The sequence below is a fragment of the Mycobacterium sp. NTMscope_MAC_269 genome (assembly GCF_976985695.1).
This window is the reverse complement of record NZ_OZ335668.1, coordinates 3,411,747-3,434,923: the sequence shown is the minus strand read 5'-3', so window position 1 is coordinate 3,434,923 and position 23,177 is coordinate 3,411,747. Positions and strand designations below refer to the sequence as shown.

Sequence of the window (23,177 nt, the reverse complement as noted above, 5' to 3'; positions counted from 1 at the left end):
GCCCTCAGGTCGACGGGAACTCGTGCCTCCCGGAGGCGGCGCTGTCTTCGGGTTCGTTGACGCCGAACACGAAGGGCGCGAACACGATTTCGCGTCCATCCGGGTCCCGATAGGTGATCGCTCCCGTGGCCACCCAGTACGGGTGCTGCTCGACGGGTTCGACGCCCGCCTCGCGCAGGCGCGCGAGGGCGGCTTGCTGAGCCCGGTGGTCGGGAAAATACAGGCAGAGCTGTTCGTGATGGTCCACCGCGACGGGGTCGACGGCCGCGACGATCTCCATGGTGAGGTTCCAGCTGGGTAGCCCGAAGATGGCGCCAGTGCTTCCGTAGCTGTTTTCGAACATCTCGTAGAGCGGCAGCCCCACGAGATCGCGATAGAACTGGACCGTTTCAGTGAAATGCGTGGAGCGGCGGGCGAAACGGATGGCACCGATCGGCGCCAGTTGTAGCGGCCAGTGGGTCGTGTGGTGGGGCTTGTGTTTGTCGCCGCTCATCACAGCCCGATCGCGTCCGCAGGCGACTCGGCGGCGCCCCAACGTCGCAACTCGGCACCGGGCGCCCACGTCGAGTGGGTTCCGCTGGAAATGCGTTCCGGCAGTGAAAGTTTGCATACCGGCCCGTCGCCGACGCGGGCGGCATCGAACACCAGGCAATACGAGGCGTCGGTGTTCATGTCGGTGGTGAGGGTGACCAGGTAGCCGTCGTCTTCGCCGGTGCCGCCCACGCGGGGTGCCATCGCGGTCTCGCTGCCGTAGACGCCGTCCCCGAACGAGAACCGCTCCTCGGTCCCGGTGCGTAGGTCGTGTTTGACCAGACCGTCGAACAGGAACCAGCCCGGTTTCCCGGTGGCGGCGTAGGTGTAGCGGTAGTGGGCGGCCGCGTAGGCGGGATTGATGGTGCCGAACTCGGTGATGGAGTCCGCGAGCCGCTCTTCGCGCACCGCGCCGGTGACCAGGTTGAAGCGCCACCGATGCAGGCGGGACTGCAGGCGATCCAGTGCCAGGAAGCGAAACAGCTTGTCCCACTTGGCCCCGCCGGTATCCAGCGGCGACGGATCGGCTTCGAAGAAGCCGTCGAGCACGATCTCATCGCCATCCTCGTAGGCGTTGGTGAAATGCAATACGAACGTGGGGTCAGCCTCGAACCATCGAATATCTGCGGTCTCGCCGCGGCGCGGGATGACCGCGAACCGTGACGGCATGTCCGGATAGAAGCGCGGCATGTGCACATCGTGCTCGAGCAGCTGCGGGTCCCAGAACAACGGGAAATCGTTAAGAATGGCGTAGTTTTCGGTGAACGCCATATCGTGGGGGAGACGCGGTCCTGGAAGAGGGATGTCGACGTAGTGGGTCAGCTCGTTGCGCTCGTCGACCACACCGTAATGCATGTACGGCTCTTGCTTGCTGTAGTTGAAGAACAACAGCTCACCGGTTGTGTTGTCTACTTTGGGATGTGCGGACACGCCCCACGCGGCCGGGAAGCGTCCGCTCCAGGATTCCTTGCCGAGCGTGTCGGCCGAATACGGGTCGATACGGTACAGGTCGCCGCACTGGTAGAAACTGGTCAGCGCGACGCCGCGGTGCACGATCACGTCGGTGCTCGACGCGTCCTTCATTCTCGTTCGCGCGCCCCATCCGGGCCCGCGCCGGGCCAGTTGCACGGGCTCGGCCAGACCCGGCCACAGTGGCCCGCCCGCCTCGTTCTCGGCCAAAAATCCGTCGGTGCGGATAAAGCGGTTGCGGTAGAAGGCCTTTCCGTCGCGGAAGCCGACCACGTGCACCATGCCGTCGCCGTCGAATGGGTGATAAGTCTTGAATGCGGGGTGCAACGGGTTCTCGGTGTTGCGCAGGTAGATGCCGTCCAGGTCGCGCGGGATCTCCCCCTCGACGGCGACCAGATCATCGCTGTCCCATTCGGTGGTCTGGGGACGCCACGGGCCCGTGCGGTAGGGGTGGTCGTCGTCCTCGGGAAGCGTGGACAGGAACTTGCCGACGATCTCAACGTCCATCAGATGCCTTTGCTGACAACGAAACTCACGGTGGTGGCGGTGCTGCCGCCGAAATTGAGGGTCCCGAAGGTCTGGGCGCCGTCGACCTGATAGTCGCCGGCGGTGCCGCTGACCTGCTTGGCCGCATCCAGCAGCATCCGCACGCCGGAGGCGCCCACCGGGTGTCCGCCGCCGATCAGTCCGCCGCTGGGGTTGATCGGCAGGCTTCCCCCGATCTCGATCTCGCCGTTTTCGACGGCCTTCCATGACTCGCCCGGGCCGGTCAATCCGATGTGGTCGATGGCCAGGTATTCACTGGGGGTGAAGCAGTCGTGGACCTCGAACCCGTCGATATCGTCGAGGCCGCGCCGGGCGCGGCGCAGCGCGTCAAGCACCGCGGCCCGCACATGCGGCAGAACGTACGGATCGTCAGCGGCGCGATCCAGTTTCTGCCGTAGGCCCAGCCCGACGGTGCGATGACCCCAGCCGTCGATGCGGCCGATCGGGCGCGCGTCGGGATGGTCGCGCAGGTAGGCGTCGTTGACGAGCACCAATCCGGCGCCACCATCGGTCATTTGGCTGCAGTCGAAGCGTCGCAGCCGGCCTTCGGTGATCGGGTTGGCCGCGTCGTCGTCGGTGATGGGATCGGGGACGGCCCACCCGCGGGTCTGGGCGTTGGGGTTGAGCCGGGCGTTGGCGAAGTTGAGTTGCGCGATGGCCCGCAGGTGCGCGTCGTCCAATCCGTACCGGTGCTCGTATTCGTCGGCCACCCGGGCGAACATCGACGGCCACAGGTAGCGCGCGTCGCCCCCCTCGTGGCCGGTCCACGCCGCGGCCCCCAGGTGCTGCGCGGCGACGTCGCCCGGGACCGTCTTCTCCAGCTCGATGCCCACCACCAGCGCGGTGTCGTAGGCGCCCGAGCGTAGATCGGCCATTGCCGCCAGCGCCGCCACGCTGCCGGAGGCGCAGGCCGCCTCGTGGCGTGACGCCGGGGTGTCCCAGAGGCCGTCGCACACCGTGGCCGGCATCGCGCCGAGGTGGCCCTGTCGGGCGAACATCTCGCCGAAGGCGTTGCCGACGTGCACCACGCCGATGCCGGTCGCGTCGATCTTGGCCGAGGCCAGCGTGGCGCCGACGACCTCGGCGGTCAGCGCGGCGAAGTCGTGGCCTTCCTTGGTGAGGTTGCGAGCGAAATCGCTTTGGTAACCGCCGAGAATCCACACACCGGGCGAGCCATCCATACGCCGACGGTACTCCCGCGAGGGTGGGTTGTTGAGGCCAATCGGCGGGGCGGTGCGAGTCCTGGGAGAGCCAAAAAAGGGCGGCCCCGTCGGCTCTCGGGCTGAACCGACGGGACCTAGGCGGGCGCGAAGGCCGGCCGACGCACTCGCCTACTGTTGGATCATTGCCCCCCAGGGGTGCCGACAAACATGCGGCCTCAATCTCTTTGACGCATCGGTGACGGCGGGCCACCGACGCCGCCAGGTTCGGTTAACGACGATTCACCTTTTCGCGGGGCGCTCGGAGCGCCCGCGACTGCCGTCGGCTGAAAGTCTGAGCTGCGCCGATGCGGTGTGGTTGTGCCGGGCGCGGCGGTCGCGGCACGGAACAGCCGAGCTGCATCGTGGCGTCGCGCGTGCTTCGGTGTTGGCCGATTTACGCACCCCTGGGCCGTTCGTTTAACGGCCGCCCAGCAAAGTAGCCGAGGCGTTGTCCGCGGCCGGCGACAACCTCACCGAAGCCGGCGGTCGCTTGTGGGGATGTGACGGGCTCTCCGCAAGGCGGCGGCGCTCGGACCGGCGTGGTCTGCGGTCCATCGTGACACCTTGCGACACCGGTGGCCCGCCCAGTCGGTTACTGCAGTGGCAAAGCGGGAAACTGCGCCCAACTGCGGGTATGGGATATGGGCTAATGGCGTGAGAGGAAAGTTCGGCCCAGGATCCGTGCGTTGCGACACGGTCACGGATGCATACCTATCGGCTCATCGTTGGTCACATATGCCCCGCAGATCACTATCGTCACATGAGCCAACTACGGACGTCTGCGCGGTGTCCTACCCCTCGAAAGGTGTTACATGTCGGCGATTCTTCGAAGTGTGTCGCTATCGATGGCGTCGGCGGCCGCTATCGGATTCGTCTTTGTGGTGGGACCCGCGCCTGCCGCCCACGCCACGCCGTGCGGCGCTCCCGAAGCGAATGTCGAACCGCCCGCCGCGCAGCCGGCCATGCCCGCGCCTCAGCCGGTCGTGCAGCCGCCAACCGGGCGCAGGCCCACGCACACGAATGACCAGGCGCCGCTGCCGCGGCTGGGTCCGCTGATCTCCTCGTTGCTCAAACCGACGACCCCGGGGCGCGGCTATTCCGCGCCGGTGCATCCGCGAGCCGAGGGGCCGACACCCGGACCCGGCCCGTCGGCGCCGTTGCAACAGCAAGCCGAGGTATTGCCGCCGGGCCCCAACCCGCCCGCGCCCGCGGTTCCACAGCAGCCGAATGCCAACCCGCTGCGGCCCAACGCCGTGCCGGTGCCGCAGCCGCAACCCGAGCCGGGACCACCTCCGTCGATCGCGGGCGCGCCGACGTCCCTCGTCGACTGGGTGACCGGACCGGACGGCCCCAACAAAACTCTGCAACGTTTCGGCATCTCCGGCACCGATCTCGGGATTGCCTGGGACAACGGCGATCCCGCTAACCGTCAGGTGCTGATGGCCTTCGGTGACACCTTCGGCTATTGCAAGGTGCACGGCCAGCAGTGGCGCTACAACACCCTGTTCCGCAGCAACGATCGCGACCTGTCCAAGGGAATCCACATCGCCGACGGCGTGCCGAACGACCGGTACTCCGGCTCACCGGTATGGGCGCCCGGACTTTCCAAACAGGTCGTCAACACCATCCATAAGGCCGCGCACGAGACGGGAATCATTCCGACCGGGGCGATGTCGATGGGCAGAACTCAGTACATGAGCTACATGTCCATCCGCCAGTGGGGCCGTGACGGCGAATGGACAACGAACTATTCGGCGATCGCGCGGTCCAACGACAACGGCCAGAACTGGGGGATCTTCCCCACCACGATCCGTACCGCGTCAGCGGATGCCATTCCGGGAGCCGGGTTTACGCCAGGAAACGAAAACTTCCAGATGGGTGCGTTCTTGAAGGGCAAGGACGGTTACCTCTATCAGTTCGGAACGCCGTCGGGGCGCGGCGGTGCGGCCTTCCTGTCGCGCGTTCCACCGAATCAATTGCCCGACCTGACCAAGTACCAATACTGGAACGGAGACGAGGGCGGCCGTTGGGTCGCGAATAATCCCGGCGCGGCGACGCCGATCTTCCCGGCGCCGGTGGGCGAGATGTCAGCCCAGTACAACGATTACCTCAAGCAGTATCTGGTGCTCTACACCGACGGCGGCAGCAACGACGTCATCGCGCGGACCGCGCCGGCGCCGCAGGGCCCATGGAGCCCCCCGCAGCCGCTGGTGTCCTCGTTCCAAATGCCCGGCGGCATCTATGCGCCGATGATCCATCCTTGGTCATCGGGGCGGGATCTGTACTTCAACCTGTCGCTGTGGTCGGCATACGACGTGATGTTGATGCACACCGTGTTGCCGTAAAAACGTCGCCATCGAATATACGATGGTCTAGTGAGAGGAGGGCGACGATGATCGCCTTGGAGTATCACGACAACTGTTGCGGTCTTGCTGATCCGCTCACTCCTCTCGCCGCGGCCGCGTTGCCCGACGACGTGCCCGTTTCATCCGCGGGCGAACTGCGGACAAACGGTGACGGCGCGGACGCCCACACGGTGTTCGACGGGCACCGCCCGGATTACTGGACCGTCGGCAGGCCGGGGCTCCGCGACATCGAGGTGTGCATCGAAAGCGCCCGCGCGGACGGCGCCATCAGCCTGGGCCTGGTGGTCAACGGTTTGGATTGCAGCGGGCTCCCCATTGACCAGGCGCTTTCGCTCGCAGACGCCCGGGGGGATGCGGGCGTCTGCGGCGTGAGCTGCCGGGGAGGCGGGCACCTCAAAGCCAGTTAGCCGGCGGCTGAGCGGGTTTCGTGAGGTGCGGTATCGGCTACGGCGGCGGCGGGATCCACCGTTTGCCATCCGTTGTCCATCCGCACGGCAGGTAGTTCCAGTGCGCCGGGGGTTGGGGATCGAAAGACAAACACTTCGGTGCGTAGAAATCGGGCGCCGGAGAAGGCGGCGGTGGCGGCTGGTCCGTGGCGCGGGCGGTAGCCTGGCCGCTGAGTATCAGGGCCCCAACGGCCATCAGTGTCGCGACTAGCTTCCGCATCGCAGGCCCGGCAAGTGCTATGCCCCAACGAAGCGACGGTCGCTACGTTTCTTCCCTTACACGCACGGTGTCGATGGTAGTCCTCATTTCCGCACTTTGTGGGACTTGATCGCTGGTTCAGGTCGGGAATCGTGACCGCGGTTTGCGCTGGCGCGAAGGCGCCCCGGCCTGCTCGCATGGCACGAAGGCAAACTGGACACGGCCTGACCGGGAAAAGTACGATCGTGATCTGTCATTTACTGGTAGGGCGGGGAATTTGGTGCAGCAAACGCTCCGTGCAAGTGGGAGCACTGCGATGAGATCTGTCGATGAGGGTTCGCCGTCATTGACCGCGGTGAGCGCTTGCCCGATCGTCTCGCGCGGGACGACCTCCCTACCCAACCGACCGCTCACTCGGGCGCGGCTACGCCTCGCATCCGTCAGCCTTGAGCAAACGCGCCAAGATAGCTGGCGCGCAATCGAAATCATCGCCAACAGGCACAGCCGCCGAGTCGAGTCCTATTTGCAACGTCGACGCCACCGCCCGTGGCGCAACCGGGGTTCCTAGCATTCGACGTTGACCTTCACGTCGACGACGATCGGCGCTGCCTCGCCACGCCGATGATGTGGGCATACCGCAACGGCCGAAAGGCTACCTAACCCACAAGCGGGTCCTTTATCAAGAGTCTTCTCTGCTGTGGAATCGGTGCGCCCGTCGTCGAAGCTCCCTGCGCTACAACAATGACGCTCGCTGACGATCAGGTCGGTTGCGTGGCGGCAGGGCACATTTTCAGAAGTGCGGTTTATCAAATCAATGAGGCGACGCGGCGGTTGACTCCCGTTGCCTTCAAGCATCGTTGAGTTATGAGGTATAGCAATGGATTTCGGGGTCTTGCCGCCGGAGGTCAACTCCGGCCGGATGTACTCTGGTCCCGGGTCGGGGCCGATGCTGGCTGCCGCGGCGGCGTGGGATGGTCTGGCCGCCCAGTTGCACTCCGCGGCAGCGTCTTACGAGTCAGCCATCTTGAACCTGACCGGCGGGTGGCGGGGACCTTCATCGACCATGATGGCGGCCGCCGCGGCGCCGTATGCGGCATGGATGAGCACCACCGCCGCCCAGGCCGAGCAGACCGCGAATCAGGCGCGGGTGGCTGTGGTCGCGTATGAGGCGGCGTTCCTCGCGACGGTGCCACCATCGGTCATCGCGGCCAATCGTGCGCAATTGATGGCGCTGATCGCCACCAATTTCTTGGGTCAGAACACCGCGGCGATCATGGCCACCGAGGCCCAGTACGCCGAGATGTGGGCCCAGGATGCAGCCGCCATGTACGGCTACGCCGCCACCTCGGCGGCCGCCGCACAGGTGACGCCATTCACCGTGCCGCCGCAGAGCACCAACCCGGCCGGGACCGCGGGACAAGGAGCCGCCGTCGCGCAAGCGACCGGTGGTTCGGTCGTGACGAACACGGAATCAGCTCTGCCGCAACTGATGTCCGCTGTGCCGCAATCGCTGCGAGCGCTGACAGCGCCTACCGCCGCCGCGACGGCTGACCCGCCGTCGCTGCTGTCAGCCCTCGACTCGGCGCTCACCGGGCCGTTGGGACCGGTGTCGCTGTTCGGCATCGGCGGCAGCCCGTATCTGCTGGGTGTCGAAAACTATCTGGTGCCGCAAAACGTGGCGAATGTGAACAGTGCCCGGCAGCGGCTGGACCGGGACTACTCGACGCAGCGCCTGCTAGGGATTGATTCGGGGACGCGCGTCGTGAGCTCGCCGGCGCCCACTGGAACCGCAACGTCGACGGGGATCGGACGTGCCGCCGTCGTCGGGCGCTTGTCGGTGCCGCAGGGATGGGCGGCCGCCGCCCCGGAGATCCGGCCGCTGGCAACGGTGTTGCCGCACACCGCTTTTGCCGGGGCTCCGGCAGCACTCGCGGCCGAAGGGAACGGGGCGCTGTTCTCCAACATGGCCGCGTCGGGTTTGGCCGGGCGGGCGATGGCCGCGACCGGCGGCGGCTCCGCTCGGGCAATGGGCATGGGTGGCGGCGCCTTCGGGCGCGCGGCAACTACGGCCACGATCATCGTCATCAACGCAGACGACACGCAGGAATAGCCGCGTCCGCAACGCACGACTTGGCACGATAAATAAGGAGTAGCAATGGATTTCGGAGCATTGCCGCCGGAGGTCAACTCCGGTCGGATGTACGCCGGTGAAGGCGCGGGCTCGATATTGGCCGCGGCGTCGGCCTGGGATGGGCTGGCCGCCCAGCTGCATTCGGCGGCGACGTCGTATGAGGCGGTGATCTCGAACCTGGCCAGCGGTTGGCAGGGGCCGTCCTCTCTGACCATGGCGGCCGCGGCCGCGCCGTATGCGGCGTGGATGAGCGCCACCGCCGCCCAGGCCGAGCAGGCCGCCTCGCGAGCCAGAGCGGCGGCCGCGGCCTATGACGCCGCGTTCATGGCGACCGTGCCCCCGGTGGCGATCGCGGAAAACCGCAGCCAGCTGGCGTCCCTGGTGGCGACCAACGTGCTCGGGCAGAACGCCGCCGCGATCGCGGCCAGCGAGGCGGAGTACGCGCAGATGTGGGCCCAAGACGCCGCCGTGATGTACGGCTACGCCGGATCTTCGGCGATCGCCGCGCAGATGGAGCCCTTCAACGCGCCACCGCAAACGACCAACCCGGGCGGGGCCGCCGGCCAATCAGGCGCGGTCGCCCAAGCCGTCGGCGCGGCGCCCGCCAACGCGCAGTCGGCGTTGTCGCAGCTGATGTCGTCGACCCCGCGAACCCTGCAAAGCTTCGCCGCCCCCTCCGCTTTGTCGGCGGCGGATCCGTCGTCGTTGGCGACATGGTTGAACAACCTGAATTCCACGCCGTTGGCGAAGATCGCCGCGAACATCGAGTTCGTCACCAAAGCGATCCGCCCGGTCAACGACACGTTGCTGAGCCTCAGCTTGGGCTTGGTCGTCACGGCACGGACGTGGAGCGACACCGCCGTCGAACTCGAGGGGCCGCTGTTCGCGGCGCTGGGTTCGAGCACCCAGGCGGTGGGTGCCGCCGGCGCGTCCGCCGTGACCGCGGGCGTCGGCAATGCGGGTCTGGCGGGGGCGTTATCGGTGCCGCCGAGCTGGGCCGTGGCCAGCCCCGGGGTCAAGCTGGCCGCCACCGTGCTGGAGTACACCAGCGCGAGTGCCGCGCCGACGGTCGCGGCCGGCGCGGGTTCCCTCGGCCAGATGGCTTTGGCGAGCTTGGCCGGCAGCGCGCTGGGCGGCGCCGTGCCCCGCGCGGTCAGCGGAAGCACCGCCCGGGGATTGGGTCGCCGCTCATCGGACAACGACGCCAAGACCCCGGACAAGCTGAAGTCCGTCCTGGCGGAACTGGAGGAAGCGCCGGAGTCTGTCCAGCACTGGCACACCGACAAGGCGCATCTGGAAAGCCTTTTGGATCAGCTGTCGAAGAAGCCGGGCGTCCACGCCGTTCATTTGTCGTCCGCCGACAAGTCCAAGGCCACACCGCCGCGGGCCACGTGGGGATAGGGAGAACGGCTTATGAACGACTGGTCGAGATAAGCGCGGGGTCTGTCGAGGCGGTTTATTGCTGGTTCATGTGGCGCTTGCGGGACCAGGTCCGGTAGGCGTTGTAGCTCATCACCGCGGCGAGACCTCCGGTACTGATGAGGCCTAGCGCTGTGCCGTGGGTGGACGCATTCAGCACGAAGAGCGCCAGGGACAGCACGGCCATCGCTATGTAGAACGTTGGGCCGTATACGGGGTTGTTCTTCACGCCCGGGACGACCCGCTGCGATCATCGGCTCGATGTTCCAGCCAGTTCACCATTAGCACGAGGACCGCCCAGCACGCCGCGTAGCCGACTGTGTAAATCGGCACGAGCACCCACCAGGGATGGCGGCCCAGAAGCAGCCATGCGGCACCTTTGAGCGCATCATCTACGAACCCAGACACGACGATCGCGACGAGCAAGGCGGTGTAGCCGTGTTGGCGCTGTTGGGGCACTTTGCCGGCCGCGCGTCTGGATAAGTACCAGAGCACGACGCCCGCTACGACTACCGCGGACACGATGAAGCCGACTGTCATCCACGCCGGTACAGACTTACTACTGGGGGGACTAGCTGTACTGACCTGAGAGGTTAGGTACGCGGGTCGCGGGTGGTTGGCCGCCGAGTGCTGTGTGGCCGCGGTGGTGATTGTAGGTGTGTAGCCATCGGGGGAATTCGTCGCAACGTTCGGCGTCGCTGGTGTAGAGCCGGGCATAGGCCCACTCATCGGCCAGGGTGCGGTGAAAGCGTTCCACCTTGCCGTTGGTTTGTGGCCGGTATGGCCGGGTCCGGCGATGCTCGATGTCAACGAGCGCCTCACGGAATGCGTGGGAGCGATAGCAGGACCCGTTGTCGGTCAACACGTTTCGCACGGTGATTCCGCGCTGTTGGAACCATGTGTTAGCTCGTGACCAAAACTGGGCGGCGGTCTCCTTGCGTTCATCGGCGAGCAGTTCGCTGTAGGCCAGTCGCGAGTGTGCATCGATGGCGGTGTGCACGAAGTGGTAGCCCCGCCGTCCGTCGCGGTCCATAGCTGATTTGCCGCTGCTTTTGTCAGCGCGAGAATGGCGTCGGCCCGCTGATCGGCCCAGCAAGCGCCACCCACCGCCGGCAGGGATCCTGCCCAACTTCTTGACATCGACATGGACCAGCTCGCCGGGCCGGGCCGACTCCATCCGGCGTACCACCCGCCCGGTGGGACGGTCCAGCCAACGCAGTTTGGCCAGCCCGTAGCGGGTGAGCACCCGATGCACCGTGGAGGGGTGCAACCCCAGCAGATAGCCGATGCGGGCCGGGCCCCAGCGCCGTATCGTGCGGACTTTGATGATGCGCCGCTCGGTACGGGTCGGGGTCTGATGCGGGCTGCGATGGGGTCGTGAACTGCGGTCGACCATCCCCGCATCACCAAGCTCGCGGTAACGACCGGCCCAGCGAGCCGCCGTGGTCACCGAGACCTGGAAGCGTTCAGCAGCTCGCCGCAAAGTCCAGCCATCATCGACAACACAACGGGCCAAGCGCAGGCGTCCGGTTTCAGACAAAGGGGCATTACGGTGGGACACGAAGACCTCCGAGGTGATGAGTGCGTTCCTAGACAGCTCGCACTTCACTCGGAGGTCTTCGTCATGTCACCACGCCACGCCGTCACCAACGTCCGTGGTCAGTACAACTAGCCCTATCGAACAGGACATCGATGGTGACCGCCCACACGAGGTATAGCGGCAGGTAGAGCAGGATCCGCTTTGCGTTGATCATGGCTTAAGCCAAGCAGGTACGTCTTCGCTGCACTCCAGCGCGCCTTTGGCGGCCGCCTCTACCGGGGCTTCCAGCAAGCCCTGCGCGAAGCCGCCGACGAAGCCGAGCACCGCGCCGGGGAGTGCACCAGCGCCGGCGAGTTCGGGAGTGAGGCCCGCCCCGAACGCCGCCCCGATGCCGGCTTTGATGGCGCCCGGCGCGTCGAGTTGAACGGACGCTACAAGTCGGTGGAGATGGTCAGTTTAAAACTCAAGATCGCCGCCGAGATAAGACTGTTAGACGCGTCGATCACACGACTGCTCGGGCAACTGTCCACGGAGGTCGAGCAGCCGATGTCTGTGACATCTCAGAAGGCGTCGAAGGCGGCGCAGGCTAGGTGGGACCGTGAACGGATGCGGCAGGCCAACGGTGGATAGCACGAAAGGCGGTCTGGCCCATGCCTATTCAGCGCCCTAGTTCGGCAGCGGGTGATGCGTTCACGTTGCATTCTCCGGGTGCGTATGAGTACGTCATTCGAGGGAAGGTGGAACGCGAGTTGTTCGACGGCGACGCCGCTTTAAGTGACCCTTAAAGGCGATGCGTTGACGGAGCACGAGCTAGGGCATGCGGCACGGGTTACCGCCGAGGTTGATCAGCGTCTCGCGGCCGGTGAGCCGCTGCACGCGCAATCGTGGGAGCTACCCGGCGATCTGCCGACCCCGTTCCATCGCTGGCCGGTGGCCCGCCGAACGTTCACAGTGACAGCTGATGACCGAATCACGCCGCGCCGCAGGGAGTCCAAATGAGTGCATCGAACATCACCGAGGGTAAGGCGAACTCGATTGCCTTGTCGGCCGGTCAGCAGCCGGTGGTACCTGCCGACGATAGGCCGTGCTGCGCACCATGTTTCACGTCCGAGCACGGCCCGCAACCTGGCGAGGTATCGGGTGAGCGGGCTACGGCCCGCCGAGGCGAGGCCCCGCCGGGAAGCAAGCCGGACGCTGGCTGAGGCCCGCAAGCATGGTCTCTCGACGCCGGAAATGCTGGGCGCGGTCGGCAACGGGACCGTAGACTCCGAGGGCTGAGCGCCACGCTCACGGCCGATTTAGGCCGAGGTGGATACGCGCCGGTACCGGACGAGGCTGTCAGCGGCTCCTGGGGCGTGAGTCATTTGACTCACCTGACCTGACCTTTTGTCCCGCACAGCAGAAGGCCCCCGACCGGAGCCGGAGGGCCTGAATTCGGTTGGCGCGTTGGCCTATTGGTACTTCGCCAGGGCTGCAGTCATCTCTGCCTGGATCGCCGGGACTTGCGACTCATCCACCATAAAGAACTCGCCCAAGCCCAGAATGTCCAACTGCGCGAAGGTGTTGGGCACCCAACCGGAGTGCGGCTGCCATGACGCGGCCGGAGACGCGTGCCACTGCTCCATGCTCGCGTTAGCCGGAGCGTCAACCCGAAGCAGCTTGGTCGCTGGTCCTGGCCCGCCGTTGGCGTAGTAGAGCATCTGTCCTCGTTTCCGCCGGGGAGCCCGGGCTCAAGTTACAACGCCTGACCAGCGGGTTTTATTCCTGGCGCTGCCGTAAAAGGCTCGATGCAATGATCGGCAAGAACGAGGTGACTGACAGCGAGGCCTCCCGCAACCCGCACGCTGCGCGGGAACTGGGGCTGTCCCATGCCCTGGGGCTGGGGCGTGCGCCTGGGACGAGGTTGAATCCGAGGGCTGAGCAGTCCCAGGACGGCCCAACGGGGGCCAGGCGGAGGAACTACCGGCCGAAGGTCTGCGGTCGTCTACGGGCTGAGTCATTCTGACTCAGTTGCCGCGCTGCGCGTGCGACACTGCGCTTTATATGAACTCTCAGCCGATCTGGACAGGGCCAGTCATTCTGACCTTGTGCATTTCCCTCCTGGCGTTCGCGGTCTCCGGTATCGCGCTCGGGTGGCAGATTGTCTCCTGGCGGCGCAGCGGCCCACAGGTGAGCGTGAAAACCACTACAGGCATCGGTGGCCCCGGCCTGTGGTTTATCGGCATTGAGGCGAAGAATTCAGGACGCCTCGCGACGGAGATTCACCAGTTCGGTTTTCAGCTACCCAATGGACGCCACATACAGAACATCTATGACTTTCTCGGGCAGCCGATTCAACTGCCGATGCCGCTTGGGACCGGAGGCAAAGCGAGCATGACCTACACCGCCGAAAGTCTGCGGGAGCTTCTGCGCGAGGAAGGCATCTCAGGGGAGAACGTCCGGCCGTACGTGGACACTGGGCATGGGCGTTTCGAGGGCGAGAGGATCCACCTGGGCGAGCGGATCGCAAACCTTCGATGACGACCTGACGCAAACGCTCGGCGAACGGTCACCAGTCTTTCTAAAAGGCGGTGCGGCTGGCCAGGGTGGCTGGCAGACTCCCAGGGCGTGTCCCTCGATGACCTGATTAACGAATGCGCAAACATGCCGGACGCCGCTGTTCGGTTCGCCAGGGGTGTGGGTTGGGTGAAGACTCCCGAGGACTTCATGCCCCTGCGTGACAGAGTGCGCGAGAACAACCAGGGTCAAATGGCGATGCTGACCGATGCGCTCAAGATGCGTTTCCCCAAACTAGACGATCTGAAGCTAGGTCTGTTCCAGGCGGCGGGGGAGATGGCGCTGATGGCCGAGGTCGGTCGCCAGGGAACTGACCGGCTCGCAGCGCAGCCGTCTGCGTGACCTGTGGGAGAACCTGCTACAGGCTCGCTGAGCCGCCGCAATGGCCGTTGTGGTTCACCGCGCGGTTGGCGTATCAGCTACTCAGAACGGCGAGAAGCCGTCAACACTCACCGTCATCCCATGCCCCGTAGCATCATTCATGAAGGTGGTGCCCTCGCTCGTCGGGGTGATAGTCCAGCCGATAGCGCGGTAAACCGTCCCGTAGGTCATTGTCACGTAGTCGGGATTACCTGGATCCCCGTAAAGCCATTGCCATGCACCACGCGAGGTGACGCCGACACCGGACGCGGGCATCCCGTTGTAGCTCGGCCCAAGCTGCCTGGTGAAGTGAACGTTGCACTGGACGTCACCGGCGGTCATCGCACAGACGGTCTGCCCAGAGGCTGTTCGCACGTGCACGTTTCCGTAGCCGTTCATGGGCAGTGTGACGGGAGGGGGCGGCTGGCTGTGTGTTGGAGGCAGTGCTGGTGGCTGTGTCGTAGCGACCGGTGGCGGAGAAGTCGCGAGCGCCGTGCTCGTTGGAGTCGTGCTCGTTGGAGTCGCCACACTGGGCGCTCGTTCTTCGCGGTGACGCAGATACGCGAATGCAACTACCACGGCAACTGCAACCAGCGCGACACTCGCGGCCACCGCCAGAAGGGTGATCCGCCCCGGCGTCAGGCGTCGCTGCGGCGGCCAGTCCTCGCCGTCATCGAGCGACCAGGCGGTGTGCGCCTCAGTCTCGTTGATCGTTGCGCCTAGCTCGGTTGGTGCCTCCCCCGTCTGGGCGTCGTCGTCCGTCGCGTCCCCCATGCACGAATGGTAGCGATCTGAGACATCGGCTGAGCAGGTGCAGAGCAGTAGGCCAGCAGCGGAACGAAGATGCACCTTGGCAAGTGGACCGAACACCTCCATCACTGACTTGCCGCTGGCGCGGCATGGGCGCGGCGACCTGCTCTCCGGTTTCGATCTGGGCGACACCGGCCCGTCCGGCGGTGCGCCCATTGCTTCATCTGGCGGCGCGCTACGACGCAGGGGCGGGAACGCGAGAGGCAAGGAGCAGTGGACCGGCCGGTCGGGAGGTGCGGGGCGGCTGCCATATCCGCTGCACGGCGCGTCCGGCGAGGCGACGCCGAACAGCAGCGGGAGATTCTGCGAGAACCCGCGCTGCGGGTCGAACGTCGGAAGGGGCGCGACGGGGGGTGACTGAGACACCGACTTCGCGAATGGTCAACAACTCATCGGGCGCCGGGTATTCAACCAAACACCGAGCGAAAGGCTCTGAGCTACTTGCCAATCCCATTCGCGGCGTACAGTGCGCGGTCCAGAGTCCTCAGGTCACACCCACAGCGTTGCCTGATGCTCTGGCATGCCGCCAGGTATTCGACATACAGTGGGTAGGTCTTGGGTGCCGGGTTCGGTATTTCGTTATGGGCCACAAGCGAATTGCGCGCCCGCACATCGATCACAGTGTGTTTGTGGGGATTCCACACCGTCAGGAGTGCGGACGCCATCGGGACAGCGACACCGTTTAGGATCATCAGGATGCGATGCTGTATTGGCAGCGGCGCGGCCAACGCGGTGCTGGTGACATCGCGGATCATCTCACCGGTGTTGGACTCCAATTCCACCTTGTGCTTGGGCCACCAGCTACGCCGCAGCTTCCATGCGCCGACTGCCAGAAGGTCTTCGAGGTCGTAGAATCCGCGCTTTCTGATCTGTGGGCCAACAACTTTCAGAACGCTATCGTCATAGGTGTCCTCGTATCGTTCCGACCAGCGGTTGATCCATTTCGCGTCGATGGTCATAGTTAGTCACAACCTCCGTGTAAAACTGGTGTATCGCTAGATGGCGGGCCAATATTGCGGGCACTAGGAGCCGACCGACTCGCCAGCCTCCGTCTCGATAGCTTTTGAGGGGCCTGGCCTGCTGGTGCGCAGTTGCTTGGCGGGTTGTCACCATCCGAGACACCGCGCGGCGGGGGACTTGGAATATGTTGTCGCATAATCGATTTAACGAGAAGGTGTCCTCGGGTCACGACCCCCAAATAGCTTCCAGCGCGTCTAACTCGTCTACGGGAAGTTTTCCTCCCCACTGGTCACGAAGCGTAAACCGGTCGCTGGAAATGCGCTCGAAGATGATGATCGATTCCGGCTGGTGAATCAGGCTGGGGGTTCCCAAGTCCCGGTACCGAGTGAATATGTCAGCGATTTTCGCTTCATTGGTCGTAGTGAACTCCCGAAGGGCTTCGAGGTAGGCGGCCCCTCCGTTGGTGGGAAGGCAATCGGCTACCTCTGCTATTACGAGGCGACTAAGCGCCCTGTCGTAGGGTGTATCGGCGAAGCGGTAGAACGCTGCCTCCGCCGCATTGATGAGTTCTTCGATCCTGTAGCCGGACCGCGACATCAGCTGATCCACTCGCCTCGTCACCTCCTCGTCGAAGATCTCCATCAATACCGCGAGCCGCTTCAGCGCTCGTTCGGTGTCCAAGTCGGGTGGCATGCCAGGCTTGTAGAGAAGTCTGTGTGACATCTCTGACCAAACGTTCTGTGCGGCTGTTCTGATCTGAATCTCGCACTCGGCACCGACAAGTGTTGCGCCGTCCTTCAGCTTGGCCTGGACGTGGACCCCTCCATACCCAATCTTGTCGGCTTCCTTAAGCTCCTGGGTCCAATCGTGGACATCGCCCTCTACGTCGTAATTTTCCTTGACGATCTGGACGACAGAATCGATGTATCGGTAGTCATCGACTATCACGCGCACGCCAGCTTTGTCTGTTACCTGGGTCCATGGGTCTGTGTACTTCTTGCGGAAGCACTTTCCGACGAAGCTTGCGACGTCTTTGGCCCGTCCGGTAACAATGCAAGGCACTCCGCGTTCGCGGGTAAGCCTGGTGATTTCTGACGTCACCTGCTCCGCGAGCGCTTGAAAAACGGGACGTTCAGCGATGAAGCGCTCACGCGCTTCCGAAAGCGCCGTCATCCCCGCGTGTGGAGTTTCTTTAGTTCGTCAATAATCTGCATTTGTGTCTGCCCATCGTCTCGCGCCGTTACATGCACTATTTCATCGGGCATGTTAGCCGGGTAGCTAACCTTCACGCCTTGCGCGAATTCGTATTGCAACCGGCGGAGCGTTGAACTGATCAGCTTCGTGTCCTTGACGAAGGAACTATCGACTCCGGCTTCCGTCAGTTCCTTTATGAACGGCGCCCGGTCCTTGGTTTCCAGATTCGCTTTTGCAAAATCGTTCAAGCTAATCTCGGTAGCATTGCTATTTAATTGTGCCAAAAGAGCAGTTTCGTAACGTACTTTGGTTTCGGGGTCCGTGATTCTATCATTGATGAATTTCTCGGCTGCTGAGTGAAAGTTGCGCGTCGCAACAGAAGGTTCATTTGTTAAACGGCAGGCTAAGAAGGTGTTCAGAAAGAAATCTGCGATGTCTGGTCCTCTTGACTGAGGATCGCTGACCCAGCCCTCCAGCTCATCGCTATCGAGCAAGAAAATTGCAATTTTGAACACGCGTGTCTTGCCCGTCAAAAACAAATCCCGCATATATTCTACGCTGTAGGTGGTCTTGCCTTTGATCTTCGCGGTTGCTGCACGCGCTCCCTCTTCTTTCTCTAATTTCAGCACGCATAGGATTGACTTGTCCTCGTGTTTGCCTTTCAACACCACCAGCAGTCCGGCCGACATGGCACCAGATTGTGCTTCAACGAGTTTTTCCGCGAGTGTCTTAGACAAATCTATGAGAGTTTGACCACTACCTGAGAGGTGTTCGTGGATCGCCAGTGGTATCTCCGATGTCTCTTCTACTGGCTGTATTTGATGTTTTGACCGCCTAAAGCTCTCACTTATCTTCCGCTCGAAGAAGCGGGCGACTTCCTCATCCTGAGGGGATTCGGCTTCGCTGAGACTTAGCGCGACGTCTTCCTGCTTGCTAAAGACCTTGGGAATCTCGTGAATCGCCCACCGCGTAATTGCGATCTTGCCGGTGTCAATAGCCACTACCGAATTCCGTCCTGTCCGTGGAAACTGCGCAAACGGCGCTGGTAAGACCGCTGTTGGCGTGCGTTGCGTCCAATTCTCAAGAGCGACAGAGGTCACCGTATCCCATCGTTTGCCAGCACCTCGATAACCACGGACGGGTATGTCGTCAGCGCGACGGAACCCCGTCAGTGGTCTCCTGAGCGCTTGGGTTCAATCGCTTGCCGATTTTCGGGATGGCGTCTGCATGTCACGAACGCCGCATCGATTGGTGCGGCAACGACCGTCCGCGCGGTTCTACCCGTCATGGCAACCCTGTTCCCTGGTTGATCCGGCGCGCCCGAAACGATGACTAGCGCTGGCAGCCGCTACAGAAGATCACACGGAGATCGCACGAGCGGCGCGGCTGAGGGCGCAAAAAACAGCCCCTGACCAGGCGATACACGCTCGTGCCCCCGGCAGGATTCGAACCTGCGACACCGGCTTTAGGAGAGCCTGCAAGCTCTCCCGGTCGCGGCTACGAAAGCCCTTATGAGTTGGCAATTTAACGCCATCCGTCACCATCCGAAACCACGGCGTGTCGCAGATTCACCGACCAAGCACCGACCAAAGGAAGGCGTTGGCCATCCGTTCTGGAGCTCCTCGGTGGCGGGGTCCGGTCTGACGGCCAGGCGACGAACCGCGCTGTGCTTTTGCAGCACCTTTCCGACGCGGCGCCGACTTACCGCACCCGATGGATAACAGTAGTGATCCAATGACGATTTCTCGACCGGGCAGATCGAGGCAGAGTGCCCTAACCGGCACCGCTGTCGGTACCGGCCGCAGGACTTTGAGCGGCTGCTGAGGTCGGCATCGTCAGGCGCGGTGCGCCTCTGCCTAGTACTGAAATCCGAGTGCCTCGCTGGCTTAGTAGCAGCGGACCGAAGGTGCATTCATCCAGTTCGAGGTGGGTTCCGCGGCAATGCGCGCTGGGCTCGGGCTATGCATGGGCAATCGTGAGGCGAGTTGCGGGTCGCCACACGGGCTCGACGATCTGACTTTGGCCGACAAGCCCTCCTGCCAGCATGTAGTTGTCCCGGACATGTGTCCAGTATGAAAAAAGCAGCGCAGCGCGGCGGGCCGGCCGCCTGGTAGCGGGTGAACCAGGTAAGACGCGGGCGTATGTAAAGCGCGATCACTTCGCTAGTTGTCTACGCCGGCGCGCGCCAGTACGCTGTTGACGAGATGACTGGACAGTTGTCCAGTCATCTGGGCCCACGGATGCCAGCGGCCTGAGGCGTTTGGCTATGCCGTTGGCCGTCGACGATGAGGTGGACATGGCAGACGAGGTGAAGCTCGGGTACATCGGTTTGGGCAATATGGGCGCACCAATGGCTGAGCGAATCGCCAGCTGGCCCGGTGGTCTTATCGTGTACGACGTTCGCGCCGACGCGATGACACCGCTGGCCGAAGCCGGAGCCACCCTGGCCGATAGCATCGCCGATGTTGCTACCGCGGACATCATCAGTATCACCGTGCTCAATGATGAACAAGTTCGTGATGTCGTTGCCGGTGAGAACGGCATTGCACGCCATGCCAAGCCCGGAACGGTGATAGCGATTCACTCCACGATCAGCGACACCACTGCGGTTGAACTGGCCAATCAGCTACGGCCGCAAGGGATTCACGTCATCGATGCTCCGGTCAGCGGCGGCGCCGGCGCCGCCAAGAAGGGCGAGCTGGCCACCATGATCGGCGCCGACGACGAAGCGTTCGCAAAGGTGAAGGAGCCGTTCTCGCATTGGGCGTCGCTGATCGTGCATGCCGGGGCGCCCGGAGCGGGGACGCGGATGAAGGTCGCGCGCAATCTGATCACCTTCGTCGGATTCGCGGCCGCGACAGAGGCCGAACGATTGGCCGAGCAGTGCGGACTGGACCTTGGCGAGCTGGGGAAGGTCGTGCGTCATACCGATGCGCTAACGGGGGGCGCCGGGGCCATCATGTATCGGAAGACCACTGCGCCAATGGATTCGACTGACTTCTTTTACCAGCCGTTCACACACTCGCGTGATCTCGGGGAGAAGGACCTGAACTTGGCCCTGGCGCTGGCCGCGGACCGCGGCATCGCGTTACCGATCGCAGAGGTTGCCGTGCAACATCTTGGCACCGGGCTGGGAGTCCCGCATCCGACCACAGAAGTACAGACCGAAAGCGGCTAACCAACTGGTTCAATCGCCTTCGGAACCTGACTGATCGCTTTCCCGAATGCCGGTCGGTGATTCGCCTTTCGACTTGGCGTCGCCGCCGATCCTGCGTTTCGCTTGTTCGGTAAGTGGCATCTCGATTGATTCATCCGCTCCGATGCTGAGCGACTCATCGGCATCGGAGTCGAACGAACGCGCCGCGCGCGCGTTGGCGTCGGCGCCGGCGAGCGCTTCGGGAAATCCATCGCGCTGGATGAGCTCGCAGAGGGCACCGCGATCAACCCCGCCCGCCGTGGCCAGACGTTGAGCTTCTTGTGCGGCCGCCAGTGTCGTGAATGTCAGCAGTGACTCAGCGAGTTTCATGCGCAATCCCATTCCCGTGGCGCCTGCAAGCACCACCAACGATGCCCACTGCGAGAAAGGCGCTTCGACATTAGAGAACACCTCAGGGGTCGCGCCGACCATCACCGCCAGCTCGCCTATGAGCGCGGCTGTGGGGCTGCCGCTGACCGGTGCATCGACGAGGTGAACGTCCCAGCGGATTAGGTCGTTGGCCGCCTGCGTGAGGGTTGACTCGGAAATAGTCGAATGTACGGCCAGGATGGTGCCTGCTTTGAGGCGTCGGCCGAGGTCGTCAAAGAGGTCGTCTACGCCGCTTGCCGCGATGTCCACGATGCTGACGATGTCGGCTTCAAGCGCGTCGGTCAGCGTGGCGGCGATGGCGATACCGTCCCGCGCCATGGTGCTGTATCCGCGTCCGTTCACGTCGTAGACCGTCAGTCCGCCAGGCCATTTCATCAAGCGGTAGGCGATCGAAATGCCGAGATCGTCGGTGCCGATGACGGAAATCGACTTCGGTTGCGAGGCCGAGTCAGCCTGGTGAGCTGGCACCTGACCTCCTTTGTGCATGTCTATCAGGGGCTGGGCCAACGGCTACATCGCGCCGAACTTTTCGGTCACACGCGCGGCCGGATAGCTACACGCCCATCTTCAGGCCCGCACCCGCATCCACGAACAGCTGCTGGCCGGTGACGTAACGGGATTCGTCGGACGCTAGGTAGACGATGGCGTGTGAGATGTCCTCGGGTTCCACCCACGGCGTCGGCATCGCCTGCAGGATGGGGAACACCAATTCCGCATCCTCGCGGCTCGGCTCGGGCAGATCGGGACGAAACACCTTGTACATGGGCACGTTGTGCAGCATGTCGGTGTTGACGTTGGTCGGGTGCACCGCGTTGACGCGGATGTTGTGCGGCGCCATCGTCAGGGCGAGAGCTTTGGTGTAGTCGCGCACCATCTTTTTCGCCATGCCATAACCCGCTCCGCCGGGCCCCTGCGGACCGCCGCCCGTTGCGAGATCCTTCTGATCGACGAGTCCGGCAATGGATCCGGTCGCGATGATCGAGCCACCGGCGGTCAGGTGGTCGAGGCTGACGTGGATGGTGTTGACCACTCCCACGAAGTCCACATCGAAAGCATCGATGAATCCGCGGAAGGGAATATGGTTGCCCTGCGGGCAGATTCCGGCGTTGGCGACCACGGCGTGCAACCCACCGAGCTGCGCTACGGCATCATCGAGCGCGACCTTCAGTGCAGTGCGGTCACGCACGTCGACGGCTGCTGAGACAATCCGTTGCCCGGACTTCTCCACGAGGTTGACCGTCTCGTCGAGGTCCTCCGGAGTTGCCAGTGGATACTCGTTCGACTCTATATCGGCGCAGATGTCGATGGCGATGATGTCGGCGCCCTCGTCCGCAAGGTGCACGGCATGGCTGCGTCCTTGGCCTCGAGCGGCACCGGTGACGAGTGCGACCTTGCCCTTCAGTCGATTCATCTCATCCTCCAGACGGGCCCGGACGAGCGGTGTCCCGAGCGGCGCATTGAATAATAGAACATCAAGTGTTTATCTGTCATGTGACCTGTGTAAAGCAACGGAACAGACGGCGCGCCCGATTTGCCGCCAAGGAAGGACTTCCGATGGTGCTGGGTCGTGATGTCGTAGCTCTCGACGGCAGAGTGGCTGTCGTGACCGGGGGTGGCGCAGGAATCGGGCGCGCGATCGCGGCGTCGTTGGCTGCATTCGGTGCGCGAGTGGCGATTTGGGAGTGCAATCCCGACAGTGCGGAATCAGCGGCGGTCGAAGTCGGAGGCATCGGATGTGTGACCGACGTCCGCGATCAGGACCAGGTCGACGCCGCCGTTGCGAGAACTTCGGACGAATTGGGAACTCCGACTATTCTGGTCAACAACGCGGGCGGCGTGTTTTGGTCGGGCGTACTCGACACCTCGCCCAACGGTTGGGAGGCGTTGATCCGGATCAACCTCGTGCAGGTACTGCTGTGCACGCAGCGGATCGGCCGGGAGATGGTGGCGCACGGGCTCGGCGGCAGCATCATCAACGTCAGCACGATCGAAGGACTCCGCGCCGCCCCGGGTTTCGCCGCGTATGCCGCCGCGAAAGCAGGTGTTGTCAACTTCACCAAGACCGCCGCCTTGGAACTGGCACCGCACGGAATTCGCGTCAACGGGTTGGCGCCCGACTTCACCGCGACCGAAAGCCTGCGCGCCATGGCACCGGATGGCGAGGAGAACGCCAAGCTGATGGTGCCATTGGGCCGCGCCGGTCATGTTGACGAGATGGCGGGAGCGGCGGTGTTTCTCGCGGGCGACCTCAGCTCCTACATCACCGGTCATACGTTGCATGTCGACGGTGGGACGTCCGCGGCGGGTGGGTGGTACCACCACCCGGACGGCGGTCGCTACGTTCTCGGACACACAGGATAGT

General features: G+C 63.8%; 22 protein-coding genes and 1 tRNA gene. 8 read left to right on the top strand and 15 right to left on the bottom strand.

Annotated elements, in window-relative coordinates; translation table 11 throughout:
• Positions 1–4: 4 nt before the first annotated feature.
• Genes ACZ50Z_RS15935 through ACZ50Z_RS15925 form a run of 3 tightly spaced genes read right to left on the bottom strand, consistent with a single transcriptional unit; the run spans position 5 to position 3,227 of the window.
• A complete protein-coding gene (locus ACZ50Z_RS15935) occupies positions 5–493 on the bottom strand; it encodes a VOC family protein (RefSeq protein ID WP_464484421.1) in 489 nt (162 codons plus the stop codon).
• Positions 493–2,007, bottom strand: coding sequence for a carotenoid oxygenase family protein (locus ACZ50Z_RS15930; protein WP_464484420.1), 1,515 nt, complete (start codon positions 2,005–2,007; stop codon positions 493–495). The genes ACZ50Z_RS15935 and ACZ50Z_RS15930 overlap by 1 nt, the downstream gene beginning before the upstream one ends.
• Positions 2,007–3,227 (bottom strand): acetyl-CoA acetyltransferase, encoded by a 1,221-nt coding sequence (locus tag ACZ50Z_RS15925; protein WP_464484419.1) that lies wholly within the window; start codon positions 3,225–3,227, stop codon positions 2,007–2,009. Before ACZ50Z_RS15925 ends, ACZ50Z_RS15930 begins: the two co-directional genes overlap by 1 nt.
• 833 nt (positions 3,228–4,060) lie before the next feature.
• Here ACZ50Z_RS15925 and ACZ50Z_RS15920 point away from each other — a divergent pair.
• A complete protein-coding gene (locus ACZ50Z_RS15920) occupies positions 4,061–5,593 on the top strand; it encodes a DUF4185 domain-containing protein (protein WP_464484418.1) in 1,533 nt (510 codons plus the stop codon).
• Positions 5,594–5,640: 47 nt separating this feature from the next.
• Positions 5,641–6,021: a hypothetical protein gene (locus ACZ50Z_RS15915; RefSeq protein ID WP_464484417.1), complete on the top strand. Its 381-nt coding sequence runs from the start codon at positions 5,641–5,643 to the stop codon at positions 6,019–6,021.
• Positions 6,022–6,058: 37 nt separating this feature from the next.
• Here the strand turns inward: ACZ50Z_RS15915 and ACZ50Z_RS15910 are convergent, their stop codons facing one another.
• On the bottom strand, positions 6,059–6,280 hold the full coding sequence (locus ACZ50Z_RS15910) for a hypothetical protein (protein WP_464484416.1): 222 nt from the start codon (positions 6,278–6,280) through the stop codon (positions 6,059–6,061).
• An 856-nt stretch (positions 6,281–7,136) separates the two neighbouring features.
• On the opposite strand from ACZ50Z_RS15910, the gene ACZ50Z_RS15905 reads away from it, so the two are divergent.
• Positions 7,137–8,369: a PPE family protein gene (locus ACZ50Z_RS15905; protein WP_464484415.1), complete on the top strand. Its 1,233-nt coding sequence runs from the start codon at positions 7,137–7,139 to the stop codon at positions 8,367–8,369.
• Between the two features lie 45 nt (positions 8,370–8,414).
• On the top strand, positions 8,415–9,791 hold the full coding sequence (locus ACZ50Z_RS15900) for a PPE family protein (RefSeq protein ID WP_464484414.1): 1,377 nt from the start codon (positions 8,415–8,417) through the stop codon (positions 9,789–9,791).
• A 55-nt stretch (positions 9,792–9,846) separates the two neighbouring features.
• Here the strand turns inward: ACZ50Z_RS15900 and ACZ50Z_RS15895 are convergent, their stop codons facing one another.
• The 4 genes from ACZ50Z_RS15895 to ACZ50Z_RS15880 all read right to left on the bottom strand — a co-directional run bounded on the left by ACZ50Z_RS15895 (position 9,847) and on the right by ACZ50Z_RS15880 (position 13,049).
• Positions 9,847–10,038, bottom strand: coding sequence for a hypothetical protein (locus tag ACZ50Z_RS15895; RefSeq protein ID WP_464484413.1), 192 nt, complete (start codon positions 10,036–10,038; stop codon positions 9,847–9,849).
• Positions 10,035–10,349 carry a hypothetical protein gene (locus tag ACZ50Z_RS15890; RefSeq protein WP_464484412.1) on the bottom strand — a complete coding sequence of 105 codons (315 nt, stop codon included), beginning with the start codon at positions 10,347–10,349 and terminating at the stop codon, positions 10,035–10,037. Before ACZ50Z_RS15890 ends, ACZ50Z_RS15895 begins: the two co-directional genes overlap by 4 nt.
• 31 nt (positions 10,350–10,380) lie before the next feature.
• Complete coding sequence (locus tag ACZ50Z_RS15885; RefSeq protein ID WP_464484411.1) at positions 10,381–11,370, bottom strand: IS481 family transposase; 990 nt, start codon at positions 11,368–11,370, stop codon at positions 10,381–10,383.
• Positions 11,371–12,800: 1,430 nt separating this feature from the next.
• Positions 12,801–13,049 carry a hypothetical protein gene (locus ACZ50Z_RS15880; RefSeq protein ID WP_464484410.1) on the bottom strand — a complete coding sequence of 83 codons (249 nt, stop codon included), beginning with the start codon at positions 13,047–13,049 and terminating at the stop codon, positions 12,801–12,803.
• 343 nt (positions 13,050–13,392) lie between these two features.
• Between ACZ50Z_RS15880 and ACZ50Z_RS15875 the strand changes: the two genes are divergently transcribed.
• Together ACZ50Z_RS15875 and ACZ50Z_RS15870 are read left to right on the top strand one after the other, a co-directional pair.
• Positions 13,393–13,869 (top strand): hypothetical protein, encoded by a 477-nt coding sequence (locus tag ACZ50Z_RS15875; RefSeq protein ID WP_464484409.1) that lies wholly within the window; start codon positions 13,393–13,395, stop codon positions 13,867–13,869.
• Positions 13,870–13,956: 87 nt separating this feature from the next.
• Entirely contained in the window at positions 13,957–14,247 is a 291-nt protein-coding gene (locus ACZ50Z_RS15870) for a hypothetical protein (RefSeq protein ID WP_464484408.1), read from the top strand.
• Positions 14,248–14,328: 81 nt separating this feature from the next.
• Here the strand turns inward: ACZ50Z_RS15870 and ACZ50Z_RS15865 are convergent, their stop codons facing one another.
• The 5 genes from ACZ50Z_RS15865 to ACZ50Z_RS15845 form a co-directional block, all read right to left on the bottom strand.
• On the bottom strand, positions 14,329–15,039 hold the full coding sequence (locus ACZ50Z_RS15865; RefSeq protein WP_464484407.1) for a hypothetical protein: 711 nt from the start codon (positions 15,037–15,039) through the stop codon (positions 14,329–14,331).
• A 473-nt stretch (positions 15,040–15,512) separates the two neighbouring features.
• Entirely contained in the window at positions 15,513–16,034 is a 522-nt protein-coding gene (locus ACZ50Z_RS15860) for a hypothetical protein (RefSeq protein ID WP_464484406.1), read from the bottom strand.
• Between the two features lie 226 nt (positions 16,035–16,260).
• Positions 16,261–17,208: a GTP pyrophosphokinase gene (locus ACZ50Z_RS15855; RefSeq protein WP_464484405.1), complete on the bottom strand. Its 948-nt coding sequence runs from the start codon at positions 17,206–17,208 to the stop codon at positions 16,261–16,263.
• Positions 17,205–18,230 carry a nucleoid-associated protein gene (locus ACZ50Z_RS15850; protein ID WP_464484404.1) on the bottom strand — a complete coding sequence of 342 codons (1,026 nt, stop codon included), beginning with the start codon at positions 18,228–18,230 and terminating at the stop codon, positions 17,205–17,207. Before ACZ50Z_RS15850 ends, ACZ50Z_RS15855 begins: the two co-directional genes overlap by 4 nt.
• Before the next feature lie 429 nt (positions 18,231–18,659).
• Positions 18,660–18,736 (bottom strand) — tRNA-Arg (locus ACZ50Z_RS15845).
• A gap of 789 nt (positions 18,737–19,525) precedes the next feature.
• Here ACZ50Z_RS15845 and ACZ50Z_RS15840 point away from each other — a divergent pair.
• Positions 19,526–20,407, top strand: coding sequence for an NAD(P)-dependent oxidoreductase (locus tag ACZ50Z_RS15840; RefSeq protein ID WP_464486263.1), 882 nt, complete (start codon positions 19,526–19,528; stop codon positions 20,405–20,407).
• Between the two features lie 9 nt (positions 20,408–20,416).
• Here the strand turns inward: ACZ50Z_RS15840 and ACZ50Z_RS15835 are convergent, their stop codons facing one another.
• Positions 20,417–21,283, bottom strand: coding sequence for an NAD(P)-binding domain-containing protein (locus ACZ50Z_RS15835; RefSeq protein ID WP_464484403.1), 867 nt, complete (start codon positions 21,281–21,283; stop codon positions 20,417–20,419).
• Positions 21,284–21,368: 85 nt separating this feature from the next.
• A complete protein-coding gene (locus ACZ50Z_RS15830) occupies positions 21,369–22,226 on the bottom strand; it encodes a mycofactocin-coupled SDR family oxidoreductase (protein WP_464484402.1) in 858 nt (285 codons plus the stop codon).
• A 143-nt stretch (positions 22,227–22,369) separates the two neighbouring features.
• Here ACZ50Z_RS15830 and ACZ50Z_RS15825 point away from each other — a divergent pair, with 143 nt between their 5' ends.
• Positions 22,370–23,176 carry an SDR family NAD(P)-dependent oxidoreductase gene (locus ACZ50Z_RS15825; protein ID WP_464484401.1) on the top strand — a complete coding sequence of 269 codons (807 nt, stop codon included), beginning with the start codon at positions 22,370–22,372 and terminating at the stop codon, positions 23,174–23,176.
• Position 23,177: the final 1 nt, after the last annotated feature.

Bases quoted from the DNA above. Each gene is read 5' to 3' on its own strand.
- ACZ50Z_RS15935 (WP_464484421.1), bottom strand. From the start codon at position 493: ATGAGCGGCGACAAACACAAGCCCCACCACACGACCCACTGGCCGCTA.
- ACZ50Z_RS15930 (WP_464484420.1), bottom strand. From the start codon at position 2,007: ATGGACGTTGAGATCGTCGGCAAGTTCCTGTCCACGCTTCCCGAGGAC.
- ACZ50Z_RS15925 (WP_464484419.1), bottom strand. From the start codon at position 3,227: ATGGATGGCTCGCCCGGTGTGTGGATTCTCGGCGGTTACCAAAGCGAT.
- ACZ50Z_RS15920 (WP_464484418.1), top strand. From the start codon at position 4,061: ATGTCGGCGATTCTTCGAAGTGTGTCGCTATCGATGGCGTCGGCGGCC.
- ACZ50Z_RS15915 (WP_464484417.1), top strand. From the start codon at position 5,641: ATGATCGCCTTGGAGTATCACGACAACTGTTGCGGTCTTGCTGATCCG.
- ACZ50Z_RS15910 (WP_464484416.1), bottom strand. From the start codon at position 6,280: ATGCGGAAGCTAGTCGCGACACTGATGGCCGTTGGGGCCCTGATACTC.
- ACZ50Z_RS15905 (WP_464484415.1), top strand. From the start codon at position 7,137: ATGGATTTCGGGGTCTTGCCGCCGGAGGTCAACTCCGGCCGGATGTAC.
- ACZ50Z_RS15900 (WP_464484414.1), top strand. From the start codon at position 8,415: ATGGATTTCGGAGCATTGCCGCCGGAGGTCAACTCCGGTCGGATGTAC.
- ACZ50Z_RS15890 (WP_464484412.1), bottom strand. From the start codon at position 10,349: ATGACAGTCGGCTTCATCGTGTCCGCGGTAGTCGTAGCGGGCGTCGTG.
- ACZ50Z_RS15880 (WP_464484410.1), bottom strand. From the start codon at position 13,049: ATGCTCTACTACGCCAACGGCGGGCCAGGACCAGCGACCAAGCTGCTT.
- ACZ50Z_RS15875 (WP_464484409.1), top strand. From the start codon at position 13,393: ATGAACTCTCAGCCGATCTGGACAGGGCCAGTCATTCTGACCTTGTGC.
- ACZ50Z_RS15865 (WP_464484407.1), bottom strand. From the start codon at position 15,039: ATGGGGGACGCGACGGACGACGACGCCCAGACGGGGGAGGCACCAACC.
- ACZ50Z_RS15860 (WP_464484406.1), bottom strand. From the start codon at position 16,034: ATGACCATCGACGCGAAATGGATCAACCGCTGGTCGGAACGATACGAG.
- ACZ50Z_RS15855 (WP_464484405.1), bottom strand. From the start codon at position 17,208: ATGACGGCGCTTTCGGAAGCGCGTGAGCGCTTCATCGCTGAACGTCCC.
- ACZ50Z_RS15840 (WP_464486263.1), top strand. From the start codon at position 19,526: ATGGCAGACGAGGTGAAGCTCGGGTACATCGGTTTGGGCAATATGGGC.
- ACZ50Z_RS15830 (WP_464484402.1), bottom strand. From the start codon at position 22,226: ATGAATCGACTGAAGGGCAAGGTCGCACTCGTCACCGGTGCCGCTCGA.
- ACZ50Z_RS15825 (WP_464484401.1), top strand. From the start codon at position 22,370: ATGGTGCTGGGTCGTGATGTCGTAGCTCTCGACGGCAGAGTGGCTGTC.